Below are 25,757 nucleotides of genomic sequence, written 5' to 3' on the forward strand. Positions count from 1 at the left end.
GCGGGCGGGAAGATCGAGGGAGGAGGCGCGGGCCTGCTGCGCGGCCGGGTGAGGGCGGTAGCCTCGCCGGAGTAGCGTGTTTCGGCCCGTACGAAGGAGCCGCATGACCACCGCCCCCACCCGGAGCGACCGTCGGGTCAGCCCCGTCTTTCTCGGGATCGCCGCGGTCACCGCGGCCTCCGGCTGGGCGGCCTGGACCGGGTTCGCCGACAACCCGGGCTTCGCCGTCTTCCTGTTCGTGACGGCGGCCTGGATCGTCTCGCTGTGCCTGCACGAGTACGCGCACGCCCGTACCGCTCTGCACAGCGGTGACATCTCCATCGGCGCGAAGGGCTATCTGACCCTCAACCCGCTGAAGTACACGCACGCGCTGCTGAGCATCGTCCTTCCGGTGCTCTTCGTCATCATGGGCGGCATCGGACTGCCCGGCGGCGCGGTGTTCATCGAGCGCGGCCGCATCCGGGGGCGCTGGCGGCACAGCCTCATCTCGGCCGCGGGCCCGCTGACGAACGTGCTGTTCGCGGTCGTGTGCACGGCGCCGTTCTGGCTCGACGCCCTCGACGGCGTGCCCGACACGTTCCGCTACGCGCTCGCGTTCCTGGCACTGCTCCAGGTGACGGCGGCGATCCTGAACTCCCTGCCCGTCCCGGGCCTGGACGGCTACGGCGTGATCGAGCCATGGCTGTCGCTGAACATCCGCCGCCAGGTGGAGCCGTTCGCGCCGTTCGGCCTGCTAGCGGTGTTCGGCATCCTGTGGATCCCCGAGGTCAACCACGCGTTCTTCGACGCGGTGGACGCGATCCTGCGCGGCCTCGGTGTCACGGACTTCGATACATATTGGGGCCAGCGCCTCTACCGCTTCTGGCTGGGCACCCCGGACATCCCCACGATCAACGGCTAGCGGCCGGCGGCTAGTGGCCGGCGGCGGCCGTGGCCTCGTCCCGCTGCCGCAGGGCCTTCGCGCGGCGGGCGTAGTACCAGGTCATGTTGGACGAGAGCCCCGCGAGCAGCACCCACACGATGCCGAGCCAGCTCCCCTGGGCGAAGGAGACCACGGCGGCGGCGACGGACAGGACGCAGACGACGAGGGCGTAGAGGGCGAGGCGGGGCATGGGGAGCGCTCCTGGGTGCGGCAATCCGGGTGGACGTACCGCACCAGTGTCCCCCATGCCCCGCACGGGCCCGTACGCGGTGGCTAGACGTCGGTGACGCGCAGGCCCGCGTGCGCCTTGTAGCGGCGGTTCACCGAGATCAGGTTGGCGACGAGGGACTCCACCTGGTGGGCGTTGCGCAGGCGGCCCGCGAAGACGCCGCGCATGCCGGGGACGCGGGCCGCGAGGGCCTGCACGACGTCGGTGTCGGCGCGGCTCTCGCCGAGCACCATCACATCCGTGTCGATCTCCTCGACCGACTCGTCCTGGAGCAGCACCGCCGACAGATGGTGGAACGCGGCGGTCACCCGGGATTCGGGAAGGAGCGCGGCCGCCTGCTCGGCGGCGCTGCCCTCCTCCGGCTTCAGGGCGTACGCGCCCTTCTTGTCGAAGCCGAGCGGGTTGACGCAGTCGACGACGAGCTTGCCGGTCAGCTCCTCGCGCAGCCCTTCGAGGGTCTTCGCGTGCCCGTCCCACGGCACGGCGACGATCACGATGTCGCTGCGCCGTGCGCACTCGCCGTTGTCCAGGCCCTGGACGCCGTGGCCGATCCCGGCGGCGGCGGCCTCGGCGCGCTCGGCCGCGCGGGAGCCGATGATCACCTTCTGGCCCGCGCGGGCGAGCCGGTAGGCGAGGCCGCGGCCCTGGTCGCCGGTGCCGCCGAGCACGCCCACGACGAGCCCGGACACGTCGGGCAGGTCCCAGGGGTCCTTGGCCGGAGCCTTCTGCGCACTTTCCGTGGAAGTCATGGTCAGACCCTACGTCCGCGCGCTTGCACCCGGCCGGACCGGTGGTTCAGTTCAGCAGGTGCAGCGGTACGCGCCGGAAGGTGATCGTCTCGTAGGCGCTGAAGTCCCCGGTCTCGTAGAGCAGTCCGAGGGTGTCCGCGTCGAGGCGGACGAGGTCGGAGTACGCGGCGGGCAGCCCGTCGACGGTGTGCGCGACGTGCCAGGTGGTGCCGCCGTCGTGGCTGGCGCGGACGCACATCAGGGCGCGGAAGCCGGGCTCGGCGGGCCCCGAGTAGAGCAGCAGGTCCGGGTCGCGGAGCTGGAGCAGGCTGCCCTCGACGACCGGCCCGGTGAGGCAGGCCTGCGGCCGGAAGGGTTTGGCGAGGCTCTCGCCGCCGTCGTGGGAGTGGGCGTCGGCGCGAGTGCCGGGGGCCGGCGAGTCGTTGCGGGTGTTGAAGTAGACGCGGCCGTCGGGGAGCTCGGCGGCAGTGGTCTCGTTGACGTTGACGTACCCGTTGGGGTTGTCGTCGACGTACCCGATGCGCCAGGTCTGGCCGAGGTCGTCGCTCAGCAGGCAGTGCCCGCCGTTGTACCGGCCCTCGGTGCCGACGTCGCTGCCCGCGGGGGGCAGCGAGTGGTTGGCGGGCACGACGATCCGGCCGCCGCTCAACTGGATCGCGTGGCCGGGCGTGGTCGCGTACCACCGCCAGTGGGGCTCCTTCGTCTGCCGGGTGATCTCGCGCGGCGTCGACCAGGTGAGGCCGTCGTCGTCGCTGTGCTGCACCCAGACGCGGCGGCCGTCCGCAGCGGCCACCTCACCGCGCCGGATGGCGTTCTCGGTGGCCTCGGCGGCGTTCCTGATCTGTACGAGCAGGATCCGCCCGGTGGTGAGGACGACGGGGGCGGGGTTCCCCGCGAGGTCGGCGCCGTTGGCGCCGACGACCTGGAGCGGGCCCCAGGTGCGGCCGCCGTCGACGGACCGTCTCAGGACCACGTCGATGTTCCCGAAGTCCTCCTGCGAGCCGACGCGGCCCTCGCAGAAGGCGAGGACGGTACCGGAGTGCGTGACGACGACGGCGGGGATACGGAAACTCGCGTATCCCCCGTCCCCCGCGCGGAACGGAACGGATGTCTCCACCGTCACGGCCCGCTCGGCCTGATCGGCGTGCCCGGCGTTCTCGGCGTGCCCAGTATTCTCGGCCTGCTCAGTTTGCTCAGATTTACCCATTGACATCCGTGCCTCTTCCCCATCATGGGGGAATTCGCGGTGAACTCCCGCTGACGAATCTCCCGTTGAGGCAGTATGCGCCGCATGGACGCCGTACGCGTCGCGCTGTTGCGCGAAGTTCTCGCCGGAACCGAATGGCCGGGCGCCACCCGCCGTTTCGCGGGGGCCCTGCGCTCCAGCGTGGTGCCGCACGGCGGCGGTCTTCTGCTCGTGGGCACCCGGGAGTACGAGCCGTGGCATCTGGCCGCGCACCTGGTGGACGAGGCCGCGTGGTCCGGCACCCCGGAGCTGACCCCCACCCTCGTACGGCACCGGCCGCGCCCGGACGCGCCCGCGCAGCTCTCGGTGGGCCTCGGCCGCATCGAGGCGGCGCGGCGCGGCGAGACGCTGCTCGTGGTGGCGCCCACCGAGCCCCCGGCGGACCTCCTTTCGCGCGTGCACGACGCGCGGCGGGCGGGCGCGGCGGTGTTCGCGCTGAACGAGCACGAGGGGGACCTGGGCGCACTCGCCCACGAGGCGCTCACGGTGCCGGACGGCGCGGGCCTCGACCTGGACACCGTTCAGCACCTGGTGAGCGCGGCGGCGGGCGAGAACGGGGTCCCCGCGCCGCGGGGGCGCCGGCGGTTCCGTGACCGGCTCTCCCGCCTTGCGGACCAACTGACGGCGCCACCGCCGTCGCGGTGGTGACCCGGCTGCTGCTCCCTGCCGAGCACCTGTGCTCACCTGTACTCGCCTGTGCTCAGCGAGAAGCGGTATCGCCCGGAGGCTCCGCTTCCAGGAGGGCGAGCAGCCCGGGGAATCTCTTCTCGATGTCCGCGCGTCGTAGCCGGATGCCCTTGCGGTTGCCGTAGTCGATCTCGTCAACGAGACCCGCCTCGCGCAGGACGCGGAAGTGGTGGGTCTGGGTCTGCTTCGAGATCGGGAGATCGAACGAGTTGCAGCCCCGCTCGCTGTCGTTGCGGTCGGCGGCCAACTGCGTCAACACCGAACGGCGGTGCTCGTCGGCGAGGGCGCGAAACACCACACCCAGATCGAGCGCGTCGGCCTCCGGGCCGACCAGGTTCTTCCCGGTCACGCGACACTCCCTTCAGGTACGACTTGAATCGTACCTGAAGGATGTGCTCCACTGAGGTACGAAAATCTTCGTACCTTGGTCCGATGGTGCTGCCCCGTGCCGCCGCGCCCTGAGACCCGGCCCCGGCACTCGCCGGGGACCTGGTCATCGACACTCCGAGAGGTCATCGTCATGAAGAAGCCCGAGGTGCTGATAGTCGGTGCCGGAATCGCAGGGCCCGCACTCGCGTACTGGCTCTCCCGGAACGGCTACCGGCCGACGGTCGTCGAACATGCCCGGCAACTGCGCTCCGGTGGTAGCGCGATCGTCGTGAAGGGGCCCGCGATCCCGGTCGCCGACCGCATGGGCGTCCTCCCGCAGCTCCGCGGGCTCGCCACCCGCAATCGGTCACTGACCCTGCTCGACCCCGGCGGCAGGCGAATCCTGCGACTCCCGCTCACCTCGGACGAGGCGCCGACGGTCGAGGTGACCCGCGCCGACCTGTCCGAGGTGCTTCACCGGTCGGCGCGGACCGAGGCCGAGTTCTTGTTCGACGACACGGTCACCGCGCTCGACCAGGACGGAGGCGGGGTCGACGTCACCTTCCGGCGGTCCGCGCCACGGCGCTTCGACTTGGTGGTCGGTGCGGACGGGACGCACTCCACCGTACGGCGCCTGGTGTTCGGACCCGAGCGGCAGTTCGCGAGCGACCTGGGCCTGTACGGCGCGACCGTGCCGCTGGAGCCCGACGCCATCGAGGACCCGAGCGAGATGACGATGCTGACCGTGCCGAACCGGATGCTGGTCGTCCACCCCTCGCGGACCACTCCGCTCGCGATCTTCACCTTCCGGGCCGCAAAGGCGGCGCCCCACGACCGCAAGAACATCGCCCTTCACAAGCAGACGCTGGCCGACGCCTACGCCGACGTGCGGTGGCGGGCACCGGAACTCGTGGCGGCGTACCTCGACCACCCGGCTCCGTTCTTCGACCCCCTGACCACCGTGCGGGTGCCCTCGTGGTCCCGCGGACGGGTCGTGCTGCTCGGGGACGCGGCGGCGGCGACAGCCCTGCTGGGTGACGGGTCCAGCATGGCGATGGCGGGCGCGTACGCCCTCGCGGAAGAACTCGCCGCCCATCCCGGTGATCACACCCGCGCCTTCGCCGCCTACGAGTCGCGGCTCCGCCGTGAGGTGGGTCCGCGGCAGCGACGCGTCGGTCTGCTCTCCAGGCTCATGGTGCCCCGCACCCGGCCGGGCCTCGCGGTGCGCAACGCGGTGGGCCGCGCGGTCGGTCGCACGAACCGGTTCGCCTCTCGCGAAGCCGCGGACCCCGCAAAATCGTTTGCGCGGTGTGCCGTCCGCCGCTGACCATGTCCCCTTGTGAAACGCATCGTCGCCCTGCTGCCCGACCTCTCCCCCTGGCGCTCCACCCGCGACTTCCGCCTCCTCTGGGTGCAGGGTCTGGTCACCTACTTCGGCAGCTTCATGGCGATGATCGCCCTGCCGCTCCAGATCAAGCACCTCACCGACTCGCCGCTCGCGGTCGGCGCGATGGGCGCCGTCGAACTGGTGCCGCTGATCGTCTGCGGTCTGTACGGCGGGGCGCTCGCGGACGCGGTGGACCGGCGCAGGGTGATCCTCCTGACCGAGGCGGCGCTCGGCCTGCTCGCCCTCGTGCTGTTCGTGAACGCGCTCCTGCCGCAGCCGATGCTGTGGCCGCTGTACGTGGTGGCTGCCGGTGTCTCGGGGCTCGCCGGGCTCCAGCGGCCCGCCCTCGACTCGCTGATGGCCCGCATCGTGCCGCACGACCAGCTCACGGCCGCCGCCGCGCTGAACTCGCTGCGCTGGAACGTGGGCGCCATCGCCGGTCCCGCGCTCGCGGGCGTCGTCGTCGCCTACGCCGGCCACGCCAGCGCGTACGCGGTGACCGTCGTCGGCTTCGCCGTGTCGGTGGCGATGTGCACCCGCCTGACCCCCGCGCCCGCCGCGCACGGGGCGGAGAAACCCTCGCTGCGGGGGCTCGCGGAAGGGGCGCGGTACGCGTGGTCGCGTCCTGTGCTGCTCGGGACGTACGCGATCGACGGCGTGGCGATGCTGTTCGCCTTCCCGAACACGATCTTCCCCTTCCTCGCGGACGATCTGGACGCCGAGTGGTCGCTCGGCCTGATGTACGCGGCCGGGGCCGTCGGCTCGCTGCTCCTCAGCCTCACCAGCGGCTGGACCTCGCGGGTGCGGCGGCACGGGGTGCTCGTGGTGTGCGGGGCGGCGGGGTGGGGCGCCGCGATCACACTCGCGGGCCTGCTCTCGAATGTCTGGCTCGTGCTGTGCTGTCTGGCGTTCGCCGGTGCGGGCGACATGCTCAGCGGGCTCGGGCGGTCGACGATCTGGAACCAGACCATCCCCGATGAGCTGCGGGGGCGGCTCGCGGGCATAGAGGTGCTGTCCTACAGCGTCGGGCCGCAGCTCGGGCAGGTCCGTGCCGGTGCGGCGGCGGGGTGGAGCGGGACGCGGCCCGCGATCTGGTCGGGTGGGCTCGTGTGCGTGGGGGCGGTGGCCGCGCTCACCGCGGCGATGCCTGCGCTGTTGCGGTACGACGCCACCACGGACGCGGACGCCCGGCGCCGCCGCGAAGCGGCTGCCGCCGGGGCGTAGGGTCTCCTGGCTTGCCGCTTACGCAACGGTTGCCCGGCGCCGGGGCTGTGCCCGCAGGGGTAGCCGGCCCGCGACCGTGGGGGAAGTGTCAGCGGGGGGCGGCGTCCGGGCCTTCGGTCTCCGGCTCGCGGTCGTGCCAGCGGGGGTCCGTGTCCCATTCCAGGTTGCGCTCGGCGGCGCTCTCCATCGCGTGGGTGGCCTCCTCGCGGGAGGCATAGGGGCCGAATCGGTCCTTGCCGGGGCACTCCGGCCCCTCCTCGACCTTCTTGTGGTCCAGGCAGTAGTACCACTCGCCCGGCTTGCCCACGGTCCGCTTCTTGAACAGTGCCATGTCCGGCTCCTCTCTCTCCCGCCATGCTGCCCCACGGGTGCTCGTTAGACTCGCTGGCATGTCTGGCCAGTCACTGCTCGTACCAGGGGAGCTCTCTCCCACCCGTTCCGTGCCCGGAAACATCCGGCGCCCGGAGTACGTCGGCAAGCCCGCGCCGACGCCGTACAACGGTCCGGAGGTGCAGACCCCGGAGACCATCGAGCTGATGCGGACCGCGGGCCGCATCGCCGCGCGCGCGATGGAGGAGGCCGCCAAGGCGATCGCGCCCGGCGTGACCACCGACGATCTTGACCGTATCGCGCACACGTACATGTGCGACCACGGCGCCTACCCGTCGACGCTCGGCTACCGCGGCTTCCCGAAGTCGCTGTGCTCCTCGGTCAACGAGGTCATCTGCCACGGCATCCCCGACTCCACCGTTCTCAGGGACGGCGACATCATCAACCTGGACGTCACGGCGTACATCGGCGGCGTCCACGGCGACAACAACGCGACGTACCTGGTGGGCGACGTCGACGAGGAGTCGAGGCTGCTCGTCGAGCGCACCCGTGAGTCCCTGAACCGCGCCATCAAGGCCGTCAGGCCCGGCCGCCAGATCAACATCATCGGCCGCGTCATCGAGTCGTACGCCAAGCGCTTCGGCTACGGCGTCGTACGCGACTTCACCGGCCACGGCATCAACTCGTCCTTCCACTCCGGACTGATCGTCCCGCACTACGACAGCCCGCACGCGACGACCGTCATTCAGCCCGGCATGACCTTCACCATCGAGCCGATGCTGACCCTCGGCACGTACGAGTACGACATGTGGGACGACGGCTGGACCGTCGTGACGAAGGACCGCAAGCGCACGGCGCAGTTCGAGCACACGCTGGTCGTGACCGATACCGGGGCGGAGATCCTCACCCTGCCGTGACCGCTGCGGAGACCGACAAGAGCCGGGCCCTGTCAGGGTCCGGCTTTTTTGATCGCTTACGCATCCCTGATCACGAACGGGGTATGTTTTTACCGACAGGGCGTCGGGAACCAGTTGACTTAGGTATGCCTAACCTTGGATGATCGGTCCTGGCCACCTTGGTTCCCGCCCGTCTATCGGCCCGGAGGTTCCCCATGGACTCGGCGATCACTCAGCGCCCCGCGTTCTCGACGCTCATCCGCACGGCGTCCCACGAACAGCACACGGAGGCGGAGTCGTCCACGTTCATGAGCGACCTCCTCGGCGGCCGCCTCGACGTGACCGCGTACGCGAGGTATACGGAACAGCTCTGGTTCGTCTACCGCGCCCTGGAGGACGCCGCGCAGACGCTGCGCGAGGACCCGGTGGCCGGACCGTTCATACGGCCCGAGCTGCTGCGCGTCGCCGAGTTGGAGCGGGACCTCGCGCATCTGCGGGGCGCCGACTGGCGCGCGGGCCTCAGCGCCCTGCCCGCCACCGCGGCGTACGCGGCCCGCGTCGAGGAGTGCGCCCGCACCTGGCCCGGTGGTTATGTCGCCCACCACTACACGCGCTATCTCGGGGACCTGTCCGGCGGACAGATCATCCGCGGCAAGGCGGAGCGGACGTGGGGCTTCGACCGCAAGGGTGACGGAGTGCGGTTCTATGTCTTCGAGGGGATATCCAACCCCGCCGCGTTCAAGCGGGGTTACCGGGAACTGCTCGACGGGCTCGACGTCGTCGTCCCCGACGAGCTCGAGAAGCAGCGCGTCGTGGACGAATGCAAGTCAGCGTTCCTGCTGAACACCGCTGTCTTTCGGGAGCTGGGGTGCGAGTTTCCGCTCTCCGCGTAGGGGTTGCCGCCCTGCCGGGGTGGGCGTCGATCGCGCTGCGCGCTCGTCCTCAATCGCCGGACGGGCTCTCATGATTCCCTCCGGCGTCAGGACAGGGTGGGCGGGAGGGGGAAAGCCACCCTGCCGCCCAGTTCGATGAAGTCGTCGGGGGCCGGTGCCGTGAGGAGCTGGGAGCCGGTGCCCTGGGTGATGTTGAGGGCCCGGCCGAGTTCGCGGGTGAGTTGCAGCGCCGCCGCGCCCGTGGCCTCGTCCTCGACGATGCCGTCCCCGCGGCCGGGGAACCCCCGCGCCCGCACCCGCCCCGCGGCCTCGTCCTCCCACGCCCACGCATAGATCCAGTCGCCGGTGGGCGGCACGGCGAGGGCCTCCACCTCGGCCGCCGTCGCGTACCGGCGGAGCGTCCGCGGCGGCGCCCAGTCGGCGCGCGCCACGATCCAACTGAACTCCCCGTCCTGCCGCGCCTCGACGACCCCTGCCGCCGTCACCAGCTCCGGCACGTCGAGCAGCCAGGCCGCGCCGACGCACGGGTGCCCCGCGAACGGCAGTTGTCCCGTGGGCGTGTAGATGTCGATCGCGCCGCGCTCCGGGTCGTCCACGAACACCGTCTCGCTGAAGCCGAGTTTGGCGGCGAGCGCCTGCCGGTCCGCCCGCGCGGCCACCCGTGAGCCGTTGCGCACGACCCCGAGTTCGTTGCCGTGCCGTCCGTCCGGCGCGCAGAAGACCCGTACGACGTCGATTCCCTGGTGCACGTCCGGGACGTCGCGGGTGCTCTGCGCGCCGGGTTCAGTCTCTCCGTTCACTCCGGCATTGAAGCATCACATGTGACGCTCGCGCCCCCGTGCCGAAAGCCGAGGGCTCCCCGCGCTACGCGTGCCCGCGCGGGCGCAGTGGCTGCCGTCGCGCCGCGTACACCGCCCCCGCCCCGGCCACGACCACGGCGCCCGCGACCCCGAGCAGTGCCCCCGACGGCGTGTCGGACCCCGTCGCGGCGAGCGACCCGGCGCCGCCCACGGAACCGCCGCCCGCACTGCCGCCGCCGACCGAACCGCTGCCCGCGGCCGAGTCGCCACCAGCCTCACCGGAGGTACCGGCTCCGCCCCCGGACGGCGGGACCTGGGCGTCCTCGGACAGGGTGAGCGCCACCGTCAGGGGGTCGAGCTTCTCGCCCTTCTTGTACACCGACCCCCTCTCCTCGCTCTCGAACTGCTCGGCGCCCGCCGCCGTGAGCCGCGCCGGGACCTTGCGGAGCTGGACGACGTCGCCCTTCGCGGCGTACGGGACACCGGACAGGTCGAGGGTCGCGAACCGCACGTCATTGGTGGTGCCCGCCGGGGTCTTCACGTCCACCGACAGCGTGCCCTTCGCGCCGCTCGCGCGGACCTTGAAGTCGCTGAACTTCATGTCGATGCCGTGCCCCTGGTAGCGGAACCGCACGCTGCCCTTGAAGGACGCGTTGATCTTCTTTGCGTCGGCGTCCCAACTCGCCTTCGCGTACGGGAAGTCGTATCCGGCGGAGGTCTTCTTGGCACCCCCGGTCGCCTCGACCCCGCCGCCCGAGGAGATGTAGCGCCGGAAGGACTCCTTCAGGCCCCAGGACAGTTTGCCGCCGACGACCTTGCCGGAGGGTGCCCGATGGCCGGAACCGCCCGTGCCGGACGTCGGCGTCGGCGTCGGCTTTGTGGGCTTTGTGGGCTTTGTGGGCTTTGTGGGCTTCGTGGGCTTCGTGGCGGGCCCGTCCGAGGGCTTCGCCGACGGCTTGCCGGGCTCACTGGGCTTGCCCGGCTTGCTCGGCGTGGGGCTCGGTGACGGGGCGGGTCCTGCGTTGCGCACCGTCAGGGTGGCCGGGTCGAGCGCCTGGCCCTGCTGGTACATGCCGTTGAACGCCTTCGCGCCCTTCGCCGTGAGCGTCGCCGGGATGTCCTTGAACGTCATCGTGCCGCCGGGGCCCTGCCCTGCCGTGACCCCGGAGAGGTCGAGCGCGGCCAGGTCGATGTCGTTCTGCTTGGCGCCGTTGAGCGTGACGTCGGCCTGGATGGCACCCGTCTTGCCCTTGGTGTGCACCCTGACGTCGGCGATCTTGATGTCGAACTTGTGCGGCGCCGACGTGAAGCGGACGTCACCCTTGAAGGCCGCCTTCATGACGTGGCCTGTCATCTCGTACGTGCCCTTGCCGCCGGTGAAGGTGAACACCCCGTTGCCCGGCGCCTGCACGGCGCCGCCACCGGCCTTGATCTTCCCGTGCGCCATGCCCGTGACGTACTTGCGGAAGGACTCCTTGAGCCCCCAGTCCAGGGTGCCGTCCTTGAGCGTGAACGCCTTGGGGGCCCGGGGTGCCCCGGCCGCGCCCTCGGCGGGAGTGTCCACCGGGGTGTCGGCGACGGCGGGCAGGGCGAGTGCGGCGGCACCGAGTACCGCGGCGGTCGCGACGGCCGCTGCGCGGGCTATGGGGCGGCGGGTTGCTGCCATGGTCAGTGTGCTCCTCGAAGGGGGACGGGAGAGGGGGAGGTGGACCCGGGGAGGGTGGTTGGTTCAGGGTCTTTCGGTGGAACCGGTGGAACCGGTGGAACTCGTGGGCCCGGGGGACGGAGTCGACCCGGTGGACGGAGCCGACCCGCTGGACGGAGTCGACCCGGTGGCCGTCCGCCGCCGCCGTGCGAACAGCACCGCCCCCACCGCCGCGACCAGCAGCGCCCCGGCCGCCGCAAGGGTGATGGGAAGGGCCTTCGACGAGCCGGAGTCGGAGGAGGCGGAGGAGGCGGAGGAGGCGGAGGAGGCGGAGGAGGCGGAGGAGGCGGAGTCCTCGGCACCGTCCGACGCCGCCGCCCGCCCGGACTTGGCCCCGGCACGGGACTCCTTCGTGCCGGGCGCGGCGGCGGAGCCCAGGTCGGGCAGCGCGGGCAGTTCGGCGTCACCGTCGACGGCGACGGCCAGGGACACCGGGTCCATCGCGGTGCCCGGTTCGTAGAGCGAGCCGAACGCCTTGGAGCCGTCGGCGGTGAGTTTCGCGGGGGCCTCGGTGACGGCGATCAGGCCATTCCGCGGTGCGAGGCCCGTCAGCTCCTTGGCGGTGAAGGTGACGAGCGGCGCCTTCTTCTTCGTGAAGTCCTCGCTGTGGACGTCGGCGTAGAGCGTGCCCTTGCCGTCCCGTACGCCGACGGCGACCCGGCTCAGTCCGACGTCCAGGCCGTGCTTGCCGGTGAAGCGGACGGCACCTGCGAAGTCGGCGGACAGCGTGCGCTTCTTCTCGTCGTACGCGCCCTCGCCCCGCGGGAAGCGGAACAGCGCGCCGCCGTCCTGGGCGCCCGCCGTGAGCGTCCACTTGCCCTTCGCGATGGACCCGGAGACGTACTCGCGGAACGTACGGCGCACACCCCAGTCGACGGCGGCGTCCTCGATACGCCCCGCGACCTTCTTCTCTCTCTTCTCCGTCCCGCCCTTGCCGCCGCCCTTGCCCTTGTCGCTCTCACCCTTGCCGCTCTTGTCCTTCGTACCGGCGGACGGTGCCGCCAGGTCGGTGGACAGGCTCAGCGGGTCGAGCTGTGTGCCTGCCGTGTAGTACCCGGCGAAGGCCTTGGCGCCCTGGGCGGTGAGCGTCGTGGGGATGGTGGTGAGGGCGATCGGGCCTGTGCCGCCCTTCATGTTGATGCCGGAGACATTCAGCGAGGCGAGCGGGACCTGGGCGGTCGATGTGACCTTTCCGGTGCCCTTGTCCTTGCTGACCATGTCGGCGAAGAGCGTGCCGGAGCCGCCGGTGACCTTGACGGTGGGGCGGCTGATAGCCAGGTCGAGGGCGTACGCGCCACCCTTCTTGTGCCCGGTGAAGTGCACGCCCCCACTGAACGCGGCGGTGAAGGAGCCGGTGCCCGGGTCGTAGGAACCCTTGGCCGAGTGGAAGCGGAACTGGCTGCCGCCGACCGTCGCGGCGCCGCCCCGCAGATTCCAACTGCCCTTGGCGATGGGCCCCGTGACATAGCTCTGGAAGGACGATTTGACGCCCCAGTCGAGCCTGCCGCCGCGCACCGTGCGTTCCTCCGCGTGCGCCGCGGACGCCGGAAGGAGGGCTCCGGCGAGCCCGGCGACGACGACGGCCGCTCCGGCGCGGACGCGGGCACGGCGGCGCGCTGCCGACTGTCTCGACGACGGCTGTCCCGACGACGACATGGAACCCCTCCGGGTCTAGATTCCTAAGGTAAGGCTAACCTAATCTACGATCATTCCTACGGGGAACCCCACGACAGGACGGTGGACTCAGGTGCGCAAGCCGCGCTCACTCCGGACGGTTGGCGCGGCGGCAGCCGTGCTCGTGCTCACCCTCGCCGGATGCGGGACGTCCGACGACGGCGGATCGGCGCGGGGCGGGCCACGGGTCAAGGCCGCCGCCGACCGCGTGGAGCCCCTCGCGGCCGCGCCCGAGCCCGAGTTGCCCGTGACCGTGCGGTCCGCCGACGGCAAGCGGGTCACCGTCGACGACACCAGCAGGATCGTGCCGCTGACCGGCAGCCTGAACGAGATCGTCTTCACTCTCGGGCTCGGCAAGAACGTCGTCGCGCGTGACATCACCGCGACCTTTCAACAGGCCGCGAGGCTCCCGGTGGTGACGCGGGCTCACGACGTCTCCGCGGAGAGCGTGTTGTCCCTGAAGCCGACGGTCGTCCTCGCGGACACCACGACGGGCCCCGCGGAGGCGATCGACCAGATCCGGGCGGCGGGCGTCCCCCTCGTCGTCCTCGAACCGGCCAAGAGCCTCGCCGACGTGAGTCCGCGCATCGGGGCGGTTGCTGCGGCGCTCGGCGTGCCGAAGGCGGGCGCCGAGCTCACCTCCCGTACGCGGCAACGGATTTCGAAGGTACGGGAGTCCGTGCCCGCACGGTCCGGGAAACCGCGCGTCGCGTTCCTCTATCTGCGCGGGTCGGCCTCCGTCTATCTGCTCGGCGGGCGCGAATCGGGCGCGGGTTCTCTGCTCGAGGCGGCGGGCGCGGTCGACGCGGGCAAGGCGTCGGGCCTGAAGAAGGACTTCACGGCCATCACGAGCGAGGCCCTGGCCAAGGCCGCGCCGGACGCGATCCTGGTGATGTCGAAGGGCCTCGACTCCGTGGGCGGCGTCGACGGCCTGGTGAAGATCCCCGGCGTGGCCGAGACCCCGGCGGGCCTCGACCGCCGCGTCGTGTCCATCGAGGACGGCGTCCTGCTCAACTACGGCCCCCGCACCGACCGGGTGCTCAAGTCCCTGGTGGACCAGCTCTACAAGGACGCCGAGTGAGCGTCACCAGCGGGCCGGTGGGGCGGGCGGGCGGCGCCGAGGCGGCGGGCGGGGCCGGGGAAGCGGGCACAGCCCAGAAGACGAGCAGGACCCGGCAGACGGGCGCAGCCCAGGAGCCGCGCGCGCCCGGAGAAGCGGGCGCGGCCGGAGAAGCGGGCGCGGCCGGAGAAGCGGGCGGGGTCGCCCAGGAGCCGCGCGGGGCCGGAGAAGGGGCGGTGGTCCGGTGGGGGGCGCCGTGCTTCCTTACCGTCGTCCTCGCCGGCGCCCTCCTCCTCCTTGCCCTGCTCTCCGCAGGGATCGGCGCGTACGACATCCCCCTCGGGGACGTGCTCGCCTCCGTGCGGCACCGGGTCGGGCTCGGCGGTCACGCGCTCGACCGCGTCGGCGAGAGCGTGCTGTGGAACGTGCGGCTGCCGCGTGTGACGCTCGCGCTGCTCGTGGGCGCGTCGCTCGGCTGTGCGGGTGCGCTGATGCAGGGCGTGTTCGGCAATCCGCTGGCCGAACCCGGCGTCATCGGGATCTCCGCGGGCGCGGCGGTCGGCGCGGTCGCCTCGATCGCCTTCGGCCTCAGCTTCTTCGGCAACTGGACGGTGACCGTCTGCGCGTTCGTCGCCGGGCTCGCGACGGTGCTTCTCGTGTACGTCCTGTCGCGCGAGGGCGGCCGTACGGAGGTGGTGACGCTGATCCTCACGGGCATCGCGGTGAACGCCTTCGCGGGCGCGCTCATCGGCCTGTTCCTGTTCTTCGCGGACAACGCGCAGGTCACCCAGATCACGTTCTGGCAGCTCGGTTCGCTCGCGCAGGCGACCTGGCCCAAGGTGCTCGCGGTCCTGCCGTGCGCGGCCGCGGGCCTGCTCGTCGCGCCGCTGTACGCGCGCAAGCTGGACCTGCTCGCCCTCGGGGAGCGGCCCGCACGCCATCTGGGCGTGGACGTGGAGAAGCTGCGGATGGTGCTCGTCCTCGTGGTGGCGCTGCTCACGGCGGCGGCCGTGGCCGTGGCCGGGATCATCACGTTCGTGGGGCTCCTCGTACCGCATCTGCTGCGGATGGCCGCCGGTCCGGGGCACCGGTTCCTGGTGCCGGGCAGCGCGCTCGCCGGGGCCGTCGTCCTCGTCGGCGCCGACCTGGCCGCGCGTACCGTCGCCGCGCCCGCGGAGCTGCCGCTAGGCGTGCTCACCGCGCTCTTCGGCAGCCCGTTCTTCTTCTGGCTGCTGCGCAGGACCCGCCGCAAGCAAGGGGGTTGGGCATGATCACCGCGTTGGGCCGGCGGATCCTCACGGGCCGCGACCGGGCGCTGCCGGGGCCGGCGGCGCCCGGTGAGGTGCTGGCGGAGACGGCGGACCTGCGGGTGCGGCTCGGCGGCCGCGAGGTGCTCAAGGGGGTGGCCGTGCGGGCCCGCGCGGGCGAGGTCCTCGCCCTGGTCGGACCCAACGGGGCGGGCAAGTCCACCCTGTTGGCCGCCCTGGCCGCCGACCTGCCCGCCGCCTTCGGCACGGTCCGGATCTGCGGCCGTTCCGCCGCCGACTGGCCCGCGCGCGATCTCGCCCTGCGCCGCGCGGTACTGCCGCAGTCGGCCGCGCTGTCGTTCCCGTTCCCGGTCGAGGACGTCGTCAGGATGGGCCGCGCGCCCTGGGCGGGCACCCGCCACGCCGATGACGACGACCGGATCGTGTACGCGGCCATGAGGGCAACCGAGGTCGAGGCGTTCGCTGCGCGGCCGTTCTCGGCGCTCAGCGGCGGCGAGCGGGCCCGCGTCGCACTGGCCCGGGTGCTCGCGCAGTGCGCCACGCTGCTGCTCCTCGACGAGCCGACGGCGGCACTCGACCTGCGCCATCAGGAGCTGGTCCTGCGCGTGTGCAGGGAGCGGGCCGCCGCCGGTGACGCGGTGGTGGTCGTCCTGCACGACCTGGGTCTCGCGGCGGCGTACGCGGACCGTGCCGTGGTCCTGGACGGCGGCACGGTGGCGGCCGACGGCGCCCCCGGCGAGGTGTTCGAGGAGCGGCTCCTGTCGGACGTCTACCGCCAGCCCATCGAGGTCCTTCCGCACCCGCGGACCGGGGCGCTCCTGGTGACGCCCCGGCGTCGGGCCGCCGCCCGGCCCCGGTAGGGTTCGGGCCCGGGAAGGGGTAGGTGAAGGTATCCGATGAGCAGGGTTCGCAGGCCCGGCAGGACGGTCTCGTACGCGGCGGCGGTGGCGGTCCTCTCGCTGACGGCGGGCGGGTGCGTGACGGTGCACGGCGAGCGGGAGGTCGTGCGCACGGCGACCGGGCCGGAGGCCGCCCGTGCGCTGAAGGACTTCCTCACCGCCTACAACAGGGCGGACAAGGCGTACGACCCGGCCCTGGACGCATCCCGCGTCACCGGTCCGCTCGGCGCCATCAACCAGGCGGGCCTCAAGGCGCGGCACGCGCAGAACCCGGACGGCAACTCCCGGCACGTACCGCTGAAGCTGACGGACGTGTCGTACGCCATCCCGAAGAAGGCGGGCTGGCCGCGCTGGTTCGTCGTCGACGCGCTCGCCAACCGCAAGCCGGACGACTACCGCTGGCTGATCGTCTTCACCCGCGCCGACGCCGACGCGGGGTGGGAGGCGACCTATCTGAACCTGGTGCACCCCGACCGGCTGCCGGAGCTGAAGAGGGACGCGGACGGCCATGTGGAGCCCGTCGCGGTGGACCGTGGCGGCTTCGCGGTGGCGCCGCGGCGGCTCAGCGGCGCGTACGCGGACTATCTGAAGTCCGGCGGCGACACCTTCGCGCCGGGGCCGCACACCTCGCAGTGGAAGGCGGCCCGCGACCGCAACAAGAAACGGCTCGGCCTCGCCGTGCAGTACCTCGACCAGCCCCGCAACGAGGGCTCGTTCGCCCCCCTGGGCCTGCGCACGAAGGACGGCGACGCGCTGGTGTTCTTCACCACGCACCACTACGAGAAGCAGACCGCGTCCAAGGGCCTGAACGTCACCGTGCAACCGGACGTGAAGCCACTCATACGCGGCGAGGCCAAGCAGTCCATCACCCTGGAACGCATCTCGAACCAGGTCGCCCTCACCCCCAAGGGCTCCGGCAAGGCATCCGTCCTGAGCCGCATGCAGGGCCTGGTGGGAGCGAAGGGCGAGTAGCCGCAGGGGCTGGCCATTCCAGCCCGCCCGACGGCTGACGACGAGGCGCGGGATTTCAGCCCGCCCGACGGCTGACGACGAGGCGCGGGATTTCAGCCCGTCCGGCGTTTGAGGACGAGGCGCGGAGCGCCGATGAGGGGGCAAGGGGCGAAGCCCCAGAAGAGAAGGCCCGGTGAAGCCGACCACCCGGCCCGGTGGAATCCGACCCCCCGGCGGGGGGTTCAGCCCCGCTGGGGCCAAGCCGTGGTGGCCGCAGCGTCATCGCGGGGCTCCCCCGCATACCGCGCGCACTCGTCGGTGAGGATCTCCAGAAGGGTGAGCGGGTCGGGCAGCGGGAACTCAGGCCCGCGGACCCAGTGGACGCCGAGCTCACCGGGCAACTGGGCGGGCGGCACGAGGACGTACGACCCACGGCAGTGCCACCGCAGACCGGGGTGCTCGTCCATCGTCTCGGGATGGCAGTCGAGCTCGCACGGCCACCACTCGTCCTCGTCCTCGGGCGTGCCACGCGTAGCCGTGAAGAACAGCATCCGGCCCTGGTCGTGCGCACCCTCGGACTCCGCGACGGGCCCCACGTCCACGCCGGCGTCGAGCAGCCGCCGCAGCGCGGCGCGCCCGGCGTCCAGGGGCACGTCGAGGACGTCGTGCACCATGCCGGTCGCGGTGATGAAGTTGGCCTGCGGCTGATGGCGGGCCCAGCGCTCGATCTGCCCGCGGTCGGTGGTGGACTGCGTCTGCCAGGCGAAGGACACGGGGTGCCGGGCGGGCGTGGGACAGCCGATGCGGTCGCACGAACACCGGTAACCGGCCGGATGTGCGGCAGGGGCGATCGGCAGCCCCGCGGCGGCGACGGCGAGCAGCAGACCCTCGCGGCCCTCGGCAACCGCGCTGCCGCTCTCCGCGGTGCGCCCGCGGCGACGAAGCCACTGGGAGATCCTGCTCTGCGCGCCGGAAGACCGGCCGAACTCCGCGCCCATCTATCCCCTCACCTCGCCATTGTGCGGAACAGCATGACCTATGGTCCCACCATCCTGCTCCCCGGGTGGTCGTAGTCCACATCCGGGGCAGCCGGGGCGATGCAAGGCGGTGGGTGACATAGCGCGTCATTTCACACTCCGCGATGAATCACCCACCTACGGTGTTGGCCATGGTGACTAGGACTGTGCTGACCGGCCTCACCGCCCTGGCGCTCACCGGCCCCGCGGACTTCACGGCTCCGCTGGAGTGGGGCGGCGGCCCGCTCACCGTCGACGCGCTGCCCCCGATCGTCTACACCGCGCACCGCGGCGGCGCCCTCGAAGTGCCGGAGAACAGCATGTCCGGCCTGATGGCCGCGTACGAGAGGGGCACCGCGCAGGTCATCGACGCCGACACCCGGATGCTGCGCGACGGCACGCTCGTGGTGATGCACGACAAGACCCTGGACCGCACCACCTACACGACGGGCCCGGTGCGCGGCCTGACCCGCAAGGAGTGGCAGCGGGTACGCCTTCGCCCGCCCGCGGGGGTGCCGGGCCGCTGGCGCGTGGAGCGGCCGCCGACGGTCGATGAGGTGCTCGACCGCTTCGGCGGCCGGGTCGTGCTGATGCTGGAGGCCAAGGACGCGGAGAGTCTGACCCGGCTCTCCGCGATGATCCACGGCCGCGGCCTCGCCCGCTCGGTGTTCGTGAACACGAACAAGCCCTGGGTCGCCCGCAGGGCCCACGACCTTGGCCTCCTCGCCCAGCTCTGGCGCTCACGGAGCCAGTTGCGCACCGACCGCCCGGAGCGGTGGGCGTCCTTCCTCGATGTCCTCGACGTGGACTACAAGGCACGTGACGCGGATCTCCTGCGCGCGGTCAACTCCGGCGTCCCGCGGGTGTGGGCGCACACCGTGACCACGCCGCGCCAGCGGGACCGGGTGCTGCGGCTCGGCTGCAACGGCGTGATCACGGACGCGCCGGGACTGCTGTCACGGACCCCGGTGCAGCGCCGGTGAGCAGGCCCGTCAGCGGGGCGTGATGCCGTACAGGGCGTACTCGACGAGGGTGTCGGCGTACGCGTGGCTGAGCGGGCCCGTGCGCTGCATCCAGCGCTGGGCGAGCGGCCCCGTCCACAGTTCGAGGGCGATGCGCGGGTCGATGTGGGCGGCCACCTCGCCGCGCTCCTGGCTCGCGCGCAGCCGCTGCACATAGAGCTGGAGCTGCGGTTCGAGCAGCTTCTCGAGGAATTCGGCGCCGAGCTCGGCGTTGACGACGCCCTCGGCGGCGAGGGCGCGGGCCGGGGCGTCGAACTTGGGGTCGGTCATCTCGTCGACGGTGGCGCGCAGCACGTACTTGAGGTCGGCTTCGAGGTCGCCGGTGTCCGGGATGTCGGTGGCGGGCTCGTCGAGTCCCGCCTGCTCGCTGAGCTGGGCGTTGGCCTGGACGGCGAGGTCGAGGAAGGCGTCGAGCAGGACGGCGCTCTTGGACGGCCACCAGCGGTAGATGGTCTGCTTGCCGACACCGGCGCGGGCGGCGATGGCCTCGATGGTCATCTTGCCGTAGCCGACCTCACCGACCAGGGTGAGTGCGGCGTCGTAGATCGCGCGGCGCGAACGCTCGCTGCGGCGCGTGGAGTCAGGGGCGGTTTTCTGAGCCATGCGGTCGAATGTAGCAGCGAAACGAGACGCAGCGTCTCACCACTCGCCCGCCCGCGGCCGTAGCGCCGTAAACCGCTGGACAAGACGCACCGTCTCGCTTAAAGTCGACGACGAAGCGAGACGAGACGTCTCGCCTACAGATTCTCGCGGAGGTACGACATGTCACGAGGCGGATCCGGAATGCTCGGCGTCGGCGGTACGCGCAGCAACCTCTCCCGCAAGACGCTGCGCGGAGGGCGTGGCTCAGGCCGCGTCGGCGGCGGCCTGAGCCCGCAGGAACAGAAGCGGGAGCTGCTGCGAAAACTCCAGGAAAGCCGGGAAGGCCAGGAAGCCCGGGAAGGCCAGGAAAGCCGGGAAGGCCAGGAGAGCCGGGAGGGCGAAGAGGGCCGGGAAGACCGGAAAGGCGGGGCGGACCAGGCACCCGACAGCGACTCATGACGCCGGAACGTCCGGTTCATGGGTAAATATTGCCCCACGGCTCAGCGGAGACGGCTCAGATCACTGCGCGAAGGCTCCTCAGACCGCACCATGGGCAGCAACAGCCCCTGCGGTCCGTGAGGAGCCTTCGTTGCAGCGAGTCGCCCGGCGCGCCACACCCCGGCGCTACCTGATGTGCCCACCGGCACACTTCAAGGTCACGTACTCCATCAATCCGTGGATGGACCCCGCCAAACCCGTCGACGTCCCGCTCGCCGTCGCCCAGTGGGAAGAACTGCGCGACCGGTACCGCTCGCTCGGCCACACCGTCGAGGAGCTCCAGCCGCACCCGGACCTGCCGGACATGGTCTTCGCGGCCAACGGCGCCACCGTCGTCGACGGCCGGGTCCTCGGCGCGAGCTTCGTCCATCCCGAGCGCAGGCCGGAAGCGGCGGCGCACCTGGAGTGGTTCCGCGCCAACGGTTTCACCGAGGTCCACGAGCCCACCCACATCAACGAGGGCGAGGGCGACTTCGCCGTCACCTCCGGCTATGTCCTCGCCGGCCGCGGCTTTCGCGCGAGCCCGCTCTCGCACGGCGAGGCCCAGGAGGTCTTCGGCCGCCCGGTGATCGGTCTCGATCTCGTCGACCCCCGCTACTACCACCTGGACACGGCGCTCGCGGTCCTCGACGACACGACCGACGACGTCATGTACTACCCGGCCGCGTTCTCGCCGGGCAGCCAGGCGGTGCTGCGCCGCCTGTTCCCCGACGCGCTGATCGCCGAGGAGCCGGACGCCGTCGCCCTCGGTCTGAACGCGGTCTCCGACGGGCTGCACGTACTGCTGCCGCAGGCCGCCATCGGCCTCTTCACACCGCTGCGCGAGCGGGGCTACGAACCGATCGGCATGGACCTGGGCGAACTGCTCAAGGGCGGCGGCAGCGTGAAGTGCTGCACGCAGGAGCTGCGCCCCGCGTAGCGCGGCGGCCCCGCCGGTGCGGGTGGCCGACGACCACCCGCACCCCTGACGTACCCGCGCACGCGTCAGTCCAGGCCCGCCAGGTCCGCCAGGTCCGCCAGGTCCGCCAGGTCCGCCAGGTCCCCCGGGCAGAGGCGGCGCGGCTCGGCGTCACCGCGCAGTCGGGCGTCCACGCAGCCGCCGGGCAGCCCGTCGTGGGCCTTGGTACCGAAGTTGGCCGTGACGGTCAGGGTGCGGTCGCCGAAGACCGTGCGCTGCACCTGCCGGTCGGCGGTGAGATACCGGAAGGACGTGAGCCGCTCGGTGCCCGCGGCCCGGTGCTGTGGCGCGAAGTACCGCTGCAGCGCGGCGATCTCCTTGCCGTTCCCGCGCAGCGCCGGGCCGTCGAGGACGTGGTTGAGGGGCCGGTTGTAGAGCATGGCGAGCAGTGCGCGGCGGGTCTTCTCGGCGGGCAGCTTCTCGTACGAGAGCTCCCAGCGTTCGGCGCTCACCGTGGAGCCGTGCAGAGCTGTCCCGTACAACGGGACGCGGTAGCGCGGGTCGTACATCGCCTTCGAGAGCGAGGCCGGGAGCCGCACCGGCTTGAAGAAGACACCGGGCGCCTTCTCGGGGAACCAGCCGCCCCACTTCTCCCGGTCCTTCTGCAGCGCCCACAGGCCGTCGGCGACGGGTGTCGCGCTGCCGTGGTCGAAGGCGACGGCCCGGTTGGCCCAGGCCTGGGCGGTCTCGGAACCGAGCACGAGGCCCGACTCCGCGATGCGGCGCATCCGGGCGAGGCGGTGGCGGCGGTCGTCGGCCTTGGTCATGGGGTGGTCGGCGGAGTGGTCGCGGAACAGCTCGCCGGTGGCGTCGACGTCCAGGAAGTAGCTGTCGGCGCCGTTGCCGACCATGGCGCGGGTGCGGTCCGCGAGGAAGTGCCGGGCGGGCTCGGCCTGTTCGAAGGCCGCTGAGCTCAAGTAGCAGCCGCGGCCCCCGAATCCGGTGTGCGGGCTTCCGTCGGCGTCGCGGACGCAGAAGTCGGGGTGGATCGTGCCCGGCCACACCGAGGTGGGGCTGTCGGCGGACTTCGGGTCCTGCCCGTTGGCGAAGGTGTCGTAGGGCCCGACGAGGTATCCCGCCTTCTTCGCCGCGGCGACGGCCTTCGCACTCATCGGGTCGGGCCCGGCGTCGTACCCGAGCCACATCCGCTCCACACCGAGGGCGCGCAGCCGCCGTATCCCGGCCGGGGTGCGGGCCTCGCCCCACACATAGGCGTGGGAGGCGCCGAGCAGCCGTTCCGTCGCCGGATTGCGGCGGATCTTCTCCTTCAGGCTGCCGAGGAGGCCGCGTTGGGCGAGGTACGCGCGGTAGTCAGCGGCGGGTGCGACGGGGCTGCCGTCGGTGAGGGTGAAGGCGACGGTGTACGTACGGGTGCCGTCGCCGCCGTCGAAGGAGTGGACGGCCGTGGTGCGCAGCCGCCCGCCGCGGCCGGTGCCGAACGTCAGGGACGTCCCGATGTCCGTCGGTACGAGGTAGCTGACGCCGTGCCGCCCCGACGAGTACCCCCACAGGGGCAGGGTCAGATCGGCCCCGACATCGACCGTGGCGCCCGTGAGCTTCTCCTTCCCCGAGGTCCAGAAGGGGTCGCCCGCCGGGATGTCGAGGCCATCGCCGCGCGGCAGTTGCAGGCTCGTGCCCGGCCCCGCGGTGGTCCCGGTGACCGGCCAGCTCAGCTCGGTGTCGCGGCGGGCCGTGAGGGTGAGGGCGAGACGGCCGTGCTCGGTACGCGCTCTGGCCTCCAGGCCCCGGGCGGGGTACGTCCAGCGTGCGCCTTCCGCGGTGCGGCGTACCGGGCCCGGACGGCCCAGGTCCGTCGCCGCGGGCGCGGACAGCACGCGGGTGCGGCCGTCGTTCGTACGGGCGTTCACCGCGAGGGTCTCCGTGTCCACGACCGCCGTGCCACCGTCGACGGGGAGGGCTGCGCGGTGGTGGCCATGGTGATCATGGGGGTTCGGGTGGGCGGTTGGTGTGGCCGGGGTGGCACCTGCGGTGAGGGCCAGGATCAGGGCGAGGGTGCTGTTCGCGGGCATGGGGATGTTGATAGGGGGTGGGGTTAAGAGGGTTCTAAGAGGTGTGCGTCCGGTCTTTGAGCCACTGCGTCAGACGGGTGAGGTAATGGGGTGCCGGACGTGTCCCACCGTCCGTCCGGACGCGGTGGTCGGCACCCGGGAACACCTCTACGGTCAGCGTCGCCCGGTGGCGGCGGTCGGGAGAGTCACCCCTGGGCAACTATTGGTGACCACCCAAGGCAGACCGTCACGGGCGGCGGCAGCGCGCAGGACCACCCAGCCGCCCTCGCTGTGACCGAACAGGCCCACCTCCTCCGTTCGCACCCGCGCCGCCGCCGAGCCGAAGCCGGCCCGCCGTGGGGGCAGTTCGGTCGGCGTCCGGTGTCGCGGTCAGCGCCAGCGGTTGTTGCTGGTGTGGTCCCCGGCGAGCCAGCGGGCGAGGTCGGCGTGTGCTGTGGCGCGCCGCTCGGCGTCGACCTTGTCCGCGTCGGGGTGGTCGACGGCGAACTCCAATATCAGCCCGTTGGGGTCCGTGATGTACAGCGAGACGCAGAAGCCGTGGTCGATCACGTGGGCGTTCGCCTCCGCGTGCTCGGCCGCGTTGCTGCGCTTGAGTATGGCCTCCTGCGCCTCGGCGTCGACCTTGAAGGCGATGTGGCGCAGGGGAGTTGCATTGATGCTGGTCCTGAACTCCTCCTGGTCCTTGGCGTCGGCGAACTGGAAGAAGGCGAGGGCGCTGCCGTCGGCCAGGCCGTAGAGGGTGTGACTGTAGGCGCGCTCGGCCCCGGACATCACCTCGCGCTCGGTCCATGTGGCCACCAGGGGCAGGCCGATCACCTCCTCGTAGAAGCGCCGGTTGGCTTCCTGGTCGTCGGTGGTCCAGGCGTGGTGGTGGAGGCGGAGGGGCAGGGTGTGGGTCATGTCGGGCCATCTCCTTCGCGCAGATACGCGGATGGGGTGTTGGGCCGGGCGCCTTGGTCGGTCGCCGAGGGCCTTGACCAGCATGCCGCCGAAGTATGTTGAATGCTAAATCACTTTGGGCCATGTTCGCGGGCCGAAGGCACCGACCACTCCGCCCCTGGTCGGCACGGGGGACAGCGGGTGGCGGGCGCCGGGCGGGGCGGTCCCGGGGGGCGCGCGTGCGCCCTGGCCGTCCGACCGTCATGTGCGGGTGGAGTCTCGGCGCGCGGGGCTCCGGCCTGGCTCGACGCGGCGCTCGCAGCACCCTGTTCACCCGGTTCGGGTGCGAGGTGGCCGATGTCGGCTCGGGGTACCGAGGATGGCGAAAAAAGGTTGAACGATGAACCTGTACGGGGTGCATCGTCCTGCCCGGTGGCCTCTGAGGCGGTCGATCCCGCACTCGACCGCAGTCCCTAGCTCTCCGGCGGCGGCCACGCGTCGCCCCACGCGGTGTCCCGCGCCGCCCGGTACACCGCCCCGTGCCGCTTGGTCACCGTCTCCCGGTGCAGCGCGCCGTCGACGTCGCACAGGTCGAGAAGGACCTGCCCCTTGCGGATCTGCGGCCTGCGGACGACGCGCCTGGTGGCGGGGGCGGCCGGGACGGCGGTGTCGCGGACGGCGGCGACGTAGGAGAACTTCTCGTCCTCGTAGGCGAGGGAGCCGCCCTTGACCTGCCGGTGCAGGGAGGAACGGGCGACGCGGACGGAGAAGTGGCACCAGTCGTCGCCGGGGACGATCGGGCAGGCGGAGCTGTGGGGGCAGGGCGCGGCGACGCGGTACCCGGCGTCGACGAGGCGGTCGCGCGCGGCGATGACCCGGGCGTACCCGTCGGGCGTGCCGGGCTCGATGACGACGACGGCGTCGGTGGCGGCGCGGGCGGCGGCGTCGACGACCGCGGCCCGGTCGTCGGCGGTGAGCTCGCCGAGTACGTACGACACGGTGACGAGGGCGGTGGCGGGCACGTCGAGGGCGGCGCTGATGCGGGCGCGCTGCCACTGGGCGCCGGCTAGGTCGGGGTGGGCGGCGGCGATCTCGCGGCCGAGGGCGAGGGCGGGTTCGGCCCAGTCGAGGACGGTGACGGGCCGCTCGCCGGGCCAGGTCGCGTCGACGGCCCAGGTGGCGGCGCCGGTACCGCCGCCGATGTCGGTGTGTCCTGCCGGGCTCCAGTCGGCGGGCGCCGCGGCGGCCAGGGCGTCCAGGGCGGAGCGGGCGGCCTCGAAGGTGGCGGGCATGCGGTACGCGGCGTACGCGGTGACGTCCGCGCGGTCCCGCAGGACGGGGGCGCCGGTGGGGGTGGTGCCCCGGTAGTTCGCGATCAGCCGGTCCACGGCCTGGGCCGCCGCCTTGGGCGGCAGGTCCTCCAGGAGGCCCGCGAGGGCGGTACGGAGGGTCTCTGCGGGGGAAGCCAGTGCGTGCACCCCGT

The 25,757-nt window shown here is 72.0% G+C and carries 26 protein-coding genes; 13 read left to right on the top strand and 13 right to left on the bottom strand.

Annotated elements, in window-relative coordinates:
• Positions 1–103 precede the first annotated feature (103 nt).
• Positions 104–901, top strand: a complete 798-nt coding sequence (locus IG78_RS0116830) for a site-2 protease family protein (RefSeq protein ID WP_030563882.1) — start codon at positions 104–106, stop codon at positions 899–901.
• Positions 902–911: 10 nt separating this feature from the next.
• Here IG78_RS0116830 and IG78_RS0116835 read toward each other — a convergent pair whose 3' ends face one another.
• From IG78_RS0116835 to IG78_RS0116845, 3 genes are read right to left on the bottom strand one after another with little or no spacing between them, the layout of a single operon-like run.
• A complete protein-coding gene (locus tag IG78_RS0116835) occupies positions 912–1,169 on the bottom strand; it encodes a hypothetical protein (protein ID WP_225882101.1) in 258 nt (85 codons plus the stop codon).
• A gap of 26 nt (positions 1,170–1,195) precedes the next feature.
• Positions 1,196–1,900, bottom strand: a complete 705-nt coding sequence (gene npdG, locus IG78_RS0116840; protein WP_030563886.1) for an NADPH-dependent F420 reductase — start codon at positions 1,898–1,900, stop codon at positions 1,196–1,198.
• Between the two features lie 46 nt (positions 1,901–1,946).
• Positions 1,947–3,107: a sialidase family protein gene (locus IG78_RS0116845; protein ID WP_078965196.1), complete on the bottom strand. Its 1,161-nt coding sequence runs from the start codon at positions 3,105–3,107 to the stop codon at positions 1,947–1,949.
• Between the two features lie 84 nt (positions 3,108–3,191).
• On the opposite strand from IG78_RS0116845, the gene IG78_RS0116850 reads away from it, so the two are divergent.
• Positions 3,192–3,794, top strand: coding sequence for a hypothetical protein (locus IG78_RS0116850; RefSeq protein ID WP_030563890.1), 603 nt, complete (start codon positions 3,192–3,194; stop codon positions 3,792–3,794).
• A 52-nt stretch (positions 3,795–3,846) separates the two neighbouring features.
• Here IG78_RS0116850 and IG78_RS0116855 read toward each other — a convergent pair whose 3' ends face one another.
• Positions 3,847–4,182, bottom strand: coding sequence for an ArsR/SmtB family transcription factor (locus IG78_RS0116855; protein WP_030563892.1), 336 nt, complete (start codon positions 4,180–4,182; stop codon positions 3,847–3,849).
• Between the two features lie 171 nt (positions 4,183–4,353).
• Here IG78_RS0116855 and IG78_RS0116860 point away from each other — a divergent pair, with 171 nt between their 5' ends.
• Both IG78_RS0116860 and IG78_RS0116865 read left to right on the top strand, forming a co-directional pair.
• Positions 4,354–5,529, top strand: coding sequence for an FAD-dependent monooxygenase (locus IG78_RS0116860; RefSeq protein WP_030563894.1), 1,176 nt, complete (start codon positions 4,354–4,356; stop codon positions 5,527–5,529).
• A 12-nt stretch (positions 5,530–5,541) separates the two neighbouring features.
• Complete coding sequence (locus IG78_RS0116865) at positions 5,542–6,813, top strand: MFS transporter (RefSeq protein ID WP_030563896.1); 1,272 nt, start codon at positions 5,542–5,544, stop codon at positions 6,811–6,813.
• Between the two features lie 88 nt (positions 6,814–6,901).
• Here IG78_RS0116865 and IG78_RS0116870 read toward each other — a convergent pair whose 3' ends face one another.
• Complete coding sequence (locus tag IG78_RS0116870) at positions 6,902–7,144, bottom strand: hypothetical protein (RefSeq protein WP_030563898.1); 243 nt, start codon at positions 7,142–7,144, stop codon at positions 6,902–6,904.
• Between the two features lie 58 nt (positions 7,145–7,202).
• Between IG78_RS0116870 and map the strand changes: the two genes are divergently transcribed.
• Together map and IG78_RS0116880 are read left to right on the top strand one after the other, a co-directional pair.
• Positions 7,203–8,060 (top strand): type I methionyl aminopeptidase, encoded by an 858-nt coding sequence (map, locus tag IG78_RS0116875; RefSeq protein WP_030563900.1) that lies wholly within the window; start codon positions 7,203–7,205, stop codon positions 8,058–8,060.
• 194 nt (positions 8,061–8,254) lie between these two features.
• Complete coding sequence (locus tag IG78_RS0116880; protein ID WP_030563902.1) at positions 8,255–8,932, top strand: biliverdin-producing heme oxygenase; 678 nt, start codon at positions 8,255–8,257, stop codon at positions 8,930–8,932.
• 86 nt (positions 8,933–9,018) lie between these two features.
• On the opposite strand, the gene IG78_RS0116885 is transcribed toward IG78_RS0116880, so the two are convergent.
• The 3 genes from IG78_RS0116885 to IG78_RS0116895 all read right to left on the bottom strand — a co-directional run bounded on the left by IG78_RS0116885 (position 9,019) and on the right by IG78_RS0116895 (position 13,093).
• Positions 9,019–9,681: a PhzF family phenazine biosynthesis protein gene (locus IG78_RS0116885; RefSeq protein ID WP_404827700.1), complete on the bottom strand. Its 663-nt coding sequence runs from the start codon at positions 9,679–9,681 to the stop codon at positions 9,019–9,021.
• Positions 9,682–9,796: 115 nt separating this feature from the next.
• A complete protein-coding gene (locus IG78_RS0116890) occupies positions 9,797–11,398 on the bottom strand; it encodes an HtaA domain-containing protein (RefSeq protein WP_030563905.1) in 1,602 nt (533 codons plus the stop codon).
• A gap of 63 nt (positions 11,399–11,461) precedes the next feature.
• On the bottom strand, positions 11,462–13,093 hold the full coding sequence (locus IG78_RS0116895; protein ID WP_051852706.1) for an HtaA domain-containing protein: 1,632 nt from the start codon (positions 13,091–13,093) through the stop codon (positions 11,462–11,464).
• A 91-nt stretch (positions 13,094–13,184) separates the two neighbouring features.
• Between IG78_RS0116895 and IG78_RS0116900 the strand changes: the two genes are divergently transcribed.
• The 4 genes from IG78_RS0116900 to IG78_RS0116915 all read left to right on the top strand — a co-directional run bounded on the left by IG78_RS0116900 (position 13,185) and on the right by IG78_RS0116915 (position 17,310).
• Positions 13,185–14,192: a heme/hemin ABC transporter substrate-binding protein gene (locus IG78_RS0116900; protein WP_030563909.1), complete on the top strand. Its 1,008-nt coding sequence runs from the start codon at positions 13,185–13,187 to the stop codon at positions 14,190–14,192.
• 215 nt (positions 14,193–14,407) lie between these two features.
• Complete coding sequence (locus IG78_RS0116905; protein ID WP_051852716.1) at positions 14,408–15,442, top strand: FecCD family ABC transporter permease; 1,035 nt, start codon at positions 14,408–14,410, stop codon at positions 15,440–15,442.
• Entirely contained in the window at positions 15,439–16,299 is an 861-nt protein-coding gene (locus tag IG78_RS0116910) for a heme ABC transporter ATP-binding protein (protein ID WP_037685668.1), read from the top strand. Before IG78_RS0116905 ends, IG78_RS0116910 begins: the two co-directional genes overlap by 4 nt.
• Before the next feature lie 36 nt (positions 16,300–16,335).
• Positions 16,336–17,310 carry an SCO2278 family lipoprotein gene (locus tag IG78_RS0116915; RefSeq protein ID WP_051852707.1) on the top strand — a complete coding sequence of 325 codons (975 nt, stop codon included), beginning with the start codon at positions 16,336–16,338 and terminating at the stop codon, positions 17,308–17,310.
• Between the two features lie 221 nt (positions 17,311–17,531).
• Here IG78_RS0116915 and IG78_RS0116920 read toward each other — a convergent pair whose 3' ends face one another.
• Positions 17,532–18,287 carry a bifunctional DNA primase/polymerase gene (locus tag IG78_RS0116920; RefSeq protein ID WP_030563917.1) on the bottom strand — a complete coding sequence of 252 codons (756 nt, stop codon included), beginning with the start codon at positions 18,285–18,287 and terminating at the stop codon, positions 17,532–17,534.
• Positions 18,288–18,457: 170 nt separating this feature from the next.
• On the opposite strand from IG78_RS0116920, the gene IG78_RS0116925 reads away from it, so the two are divergent.
• Positions 18,458–19,288, top strand: coding sequence for a glycerophosphodiester phosphodiesterase (locus tag IG78_RS0116925; RefSeq protein WP_078965191.1), 831 nt, complete (start codon positions 18,458–18,460; stop codon positions 19,286–19,288).
• Positions 19,289–19,297: 9 nt separating this feature from the next.
• On the opposite strand, the gene IG78_RS0116930 is transcribed toward IG78_RS0116925, so the two are convergent.
• Entirely contained in the window at positions 19,298–19,930 is a 633-nt protein-coding gene (locus tag IG78_RS0116930) for a TetR/AcrR family transcriptional regulator (protein WP_030563921.1), read from the bottom strand.
• Positions 19,931–20,089: 159 nt separating this feature from the next.
• Here IG78_RS0116930 and IG78_RS42210 point away from each other — a divergent pair, with 159 nt between their 5' ends.
• The gene (locus IG78_RS42210; protein ID WP_225882100.1) at positions 20,090–20,368 is read left to right on the top strand and encodes a DUF6243 family protein; all 279 of its coding nucleotides are present in this window, start codon (positions 20,090–20,092) and stop codon (positions 20,366–20,368) included.
• 130 nt (positions 20,369–20,498) lie between these two features.
• Positions 20,499–21,326: a dimethylargininase gene (gene ddaH, locus IG78_RS0116940; protein WP_347400153.1), complete on the top strand. Its 828-nt coding sequence runs from the start codon at positions 20,499–20,501 to the stop codon at positions 21,324–21,326.
• Positions 21,327–21,391: 65 nt separating this feature from the next.
• Here the strand turns inward: ddaH and IG78_RS0116945 are convergent, their stop codons facing one another.
• The 3 genes from IG78_RS0116945 to IG78_RS0116955 form a co-directional block, all read right to left on the bottom strand.
• Positions 21,392–23,395 (bottom strand): glycoside hydrolase, encoded by a 2,004-nt coding sequence (locus IG78_RS0116945; protein ID WP_051852708.1) that lies wholly within the window; start codon positions 23,393–23,395, stop codon positions 21,392–21,394.
• A 369-nt stretch (positions 23,396–23,764) separates the two neighbouring features.
• Positions 23,765–24,295: a VOC family protein gene (locus tag IG78_RS0116950; protein WP_030563929.1), complete on the bottom strand. Its 531-nt coding sequence runs from the start codon at positions 24,293–24,295 to the stop codon at positions 23,765–23,767.
• A 452-nt stretch (positions 24,296–24,747) separates the two neighbouring features.
• On the bottom strand, positions 24,748–25,752 hold the full coding sequence (locus IG78_RS0116955) for a small ribosomal subunit Rsm22 family protein (RefSeq protein ID WP_030563932.1): 1,005 nt from the start codon (positions 25,750–25,752) through the stop codon (positions 24,748–24,750).
• Positions 25,753–25,757 lie beyond the last annotated feature (5 nt).

The sequence above is a fragment of the Streptomyces aureocirculatus genome (assembly GCF_000720475.1).
Taxonomy (GTDB): Bacteria; Actinomycetota; Actinomycetes; order Streptomycetales; family Streptomycetaceae; genus Streptomyces; species Streptomyces aureocirculatus.

Excerpts from the sequence above, each read along its gene's own strand:
- IG78_RS0116830 (WP_030563882.1), top strand. The coding sequence starts at position 104 with ATGACCACCGCCCCCACCCGGAGCGACCGTCGGGTCAGCCCCGTCTTT.
- IG78_RS0116835 (WP_225882101.1), bottom strand. The coding sequence starts at position 1,169 with ATGGGGGACACTGGTGCGGTACGTCCACCCGGATTGCCGCACCCAGGA.
- npdG (WP_030563886.1), bottom strand. The coding sequence starts at position 1,900 with ATGACTTCCACGGAAAGTGCGCAGAAGGCTCCGGCCAAGGACCCCTGG.
- IG78_RS0116845 (WP_078965196.1), bottom strand. The coding sequence starts at position 3,107 with ATGGGTAAATCTGAGCAAACTGAGCAGGCCGAGAATACTGGGCACGCC.
- IG78_RS0116850 (WP_030563890.1), top strand. The coding sequence starts at position 3,192 with ATGGACGCCGTACGCGTCGCGCTGTTGCGCGAAGTTCTCGCCGGAACC.
- IG78_RS0116860 (WP_030563894.1), top strand. The coding sequence starts at position 4,354 with ATGAAGAAGCCCGAGGTGCTGATAGTCGGTGCCGGAATCGCAGGGCCC.
- IG78_RS0116870 (WP_030563898.1), bottom strand. The coding sequence starts at position 7,144 with ATGGCACTGTTCAAGAAGCGGACCGTGGGCAAGCCGGGCGAGTGGTAC.
- map (WP_030563900.1), top strand. The coding sequence starts at position 7,203 with ATGTCTGGCCAGTCACTGCTCGTACCAGGGGAGCTCTCTCCCACCCGT.
- IG78_RS0116880 (WP_030563902.1), top strand. The coding sequence starts at position 8,255 with ATGGACTCGGCGATCACTCAGCGCCCCGCGTTCTCGACGCTCATCCGC.
- IG78_RS0116890 (WP_030563905.1), bottom strand. The coding sequence starts at position 11,398 with ATGGCAGCAACCCGCCGCCCCATAGCCCGCGCAGCGGCCGTCGCGACC.
- IG78_RS0116895 (WP_051852706.1), bottom strand. The coding sequence starts at position 13,093 with ATGTCGTCGTCGGGACAGCCGTCGTCGAGACAGTCGGCAGCGCGCCGC.
- IG78_RS0116910 (WP_037685668.1), top strand. The coding sequence starts at position 15,439 with ATGATCACCGCGTTGGGCCGGCGGATCCTCACGGGCCGCGACCGGGCG.
- IG78_RS0116915 (WP_051852707.1), top strand. The coding sequence starts at position 16,336 with ATGAGCAGGGTTCGCAGGCCCGGCAGGACGGTCTCGTACGCGGCGGCG.
- IG78_RS0116920 (WP_030563917.1), bottom strand. The coding sequence starts at position 18,287 with ATGGGCGCGGAGTTCGGCCGGTCTTCCGGCGCGCAGAGCAGGATCTCC.
- IG78_RS0116925 (WP_078965191.1), top strand. The coding sequence starts at position 18,458 with ATGGTGACTAGGACTGTGCTGACCGGCCTCACCGCCCTGGCGCTCACC.
- IG78_RS0116930 (WP_030563921.1), bottom strand. The coding sequence starts at position 19,930 with ATGGCTCAGAAAACCGCCCCTGACTCCACGCGCCGCAGCGAGCGTTCG.
- IG78_RS42210 (WP_225882100.1), top strand. The coding sequence starts at position 20,090 with ATGTCACGAGGCGGATCCGGAATGCTCGGCGTCGGCGGTACGCGCAGC.
- IG78_RS0116945 (WP_051852708.1), bottom strand. The coding sequence starts at position 23,395 with ATGCCCGCGAACAGCACCCTCGCCCTGATCCTGGCCCTCACCGCAGGT.
- IG78_RS0116950 (WP_030563929.1), bottom strand. The coding sequence starts at position 24,295 with ATGACCCACACCCTGCCCCTCCGCCTCCACCACCACGCCTGGACCACC.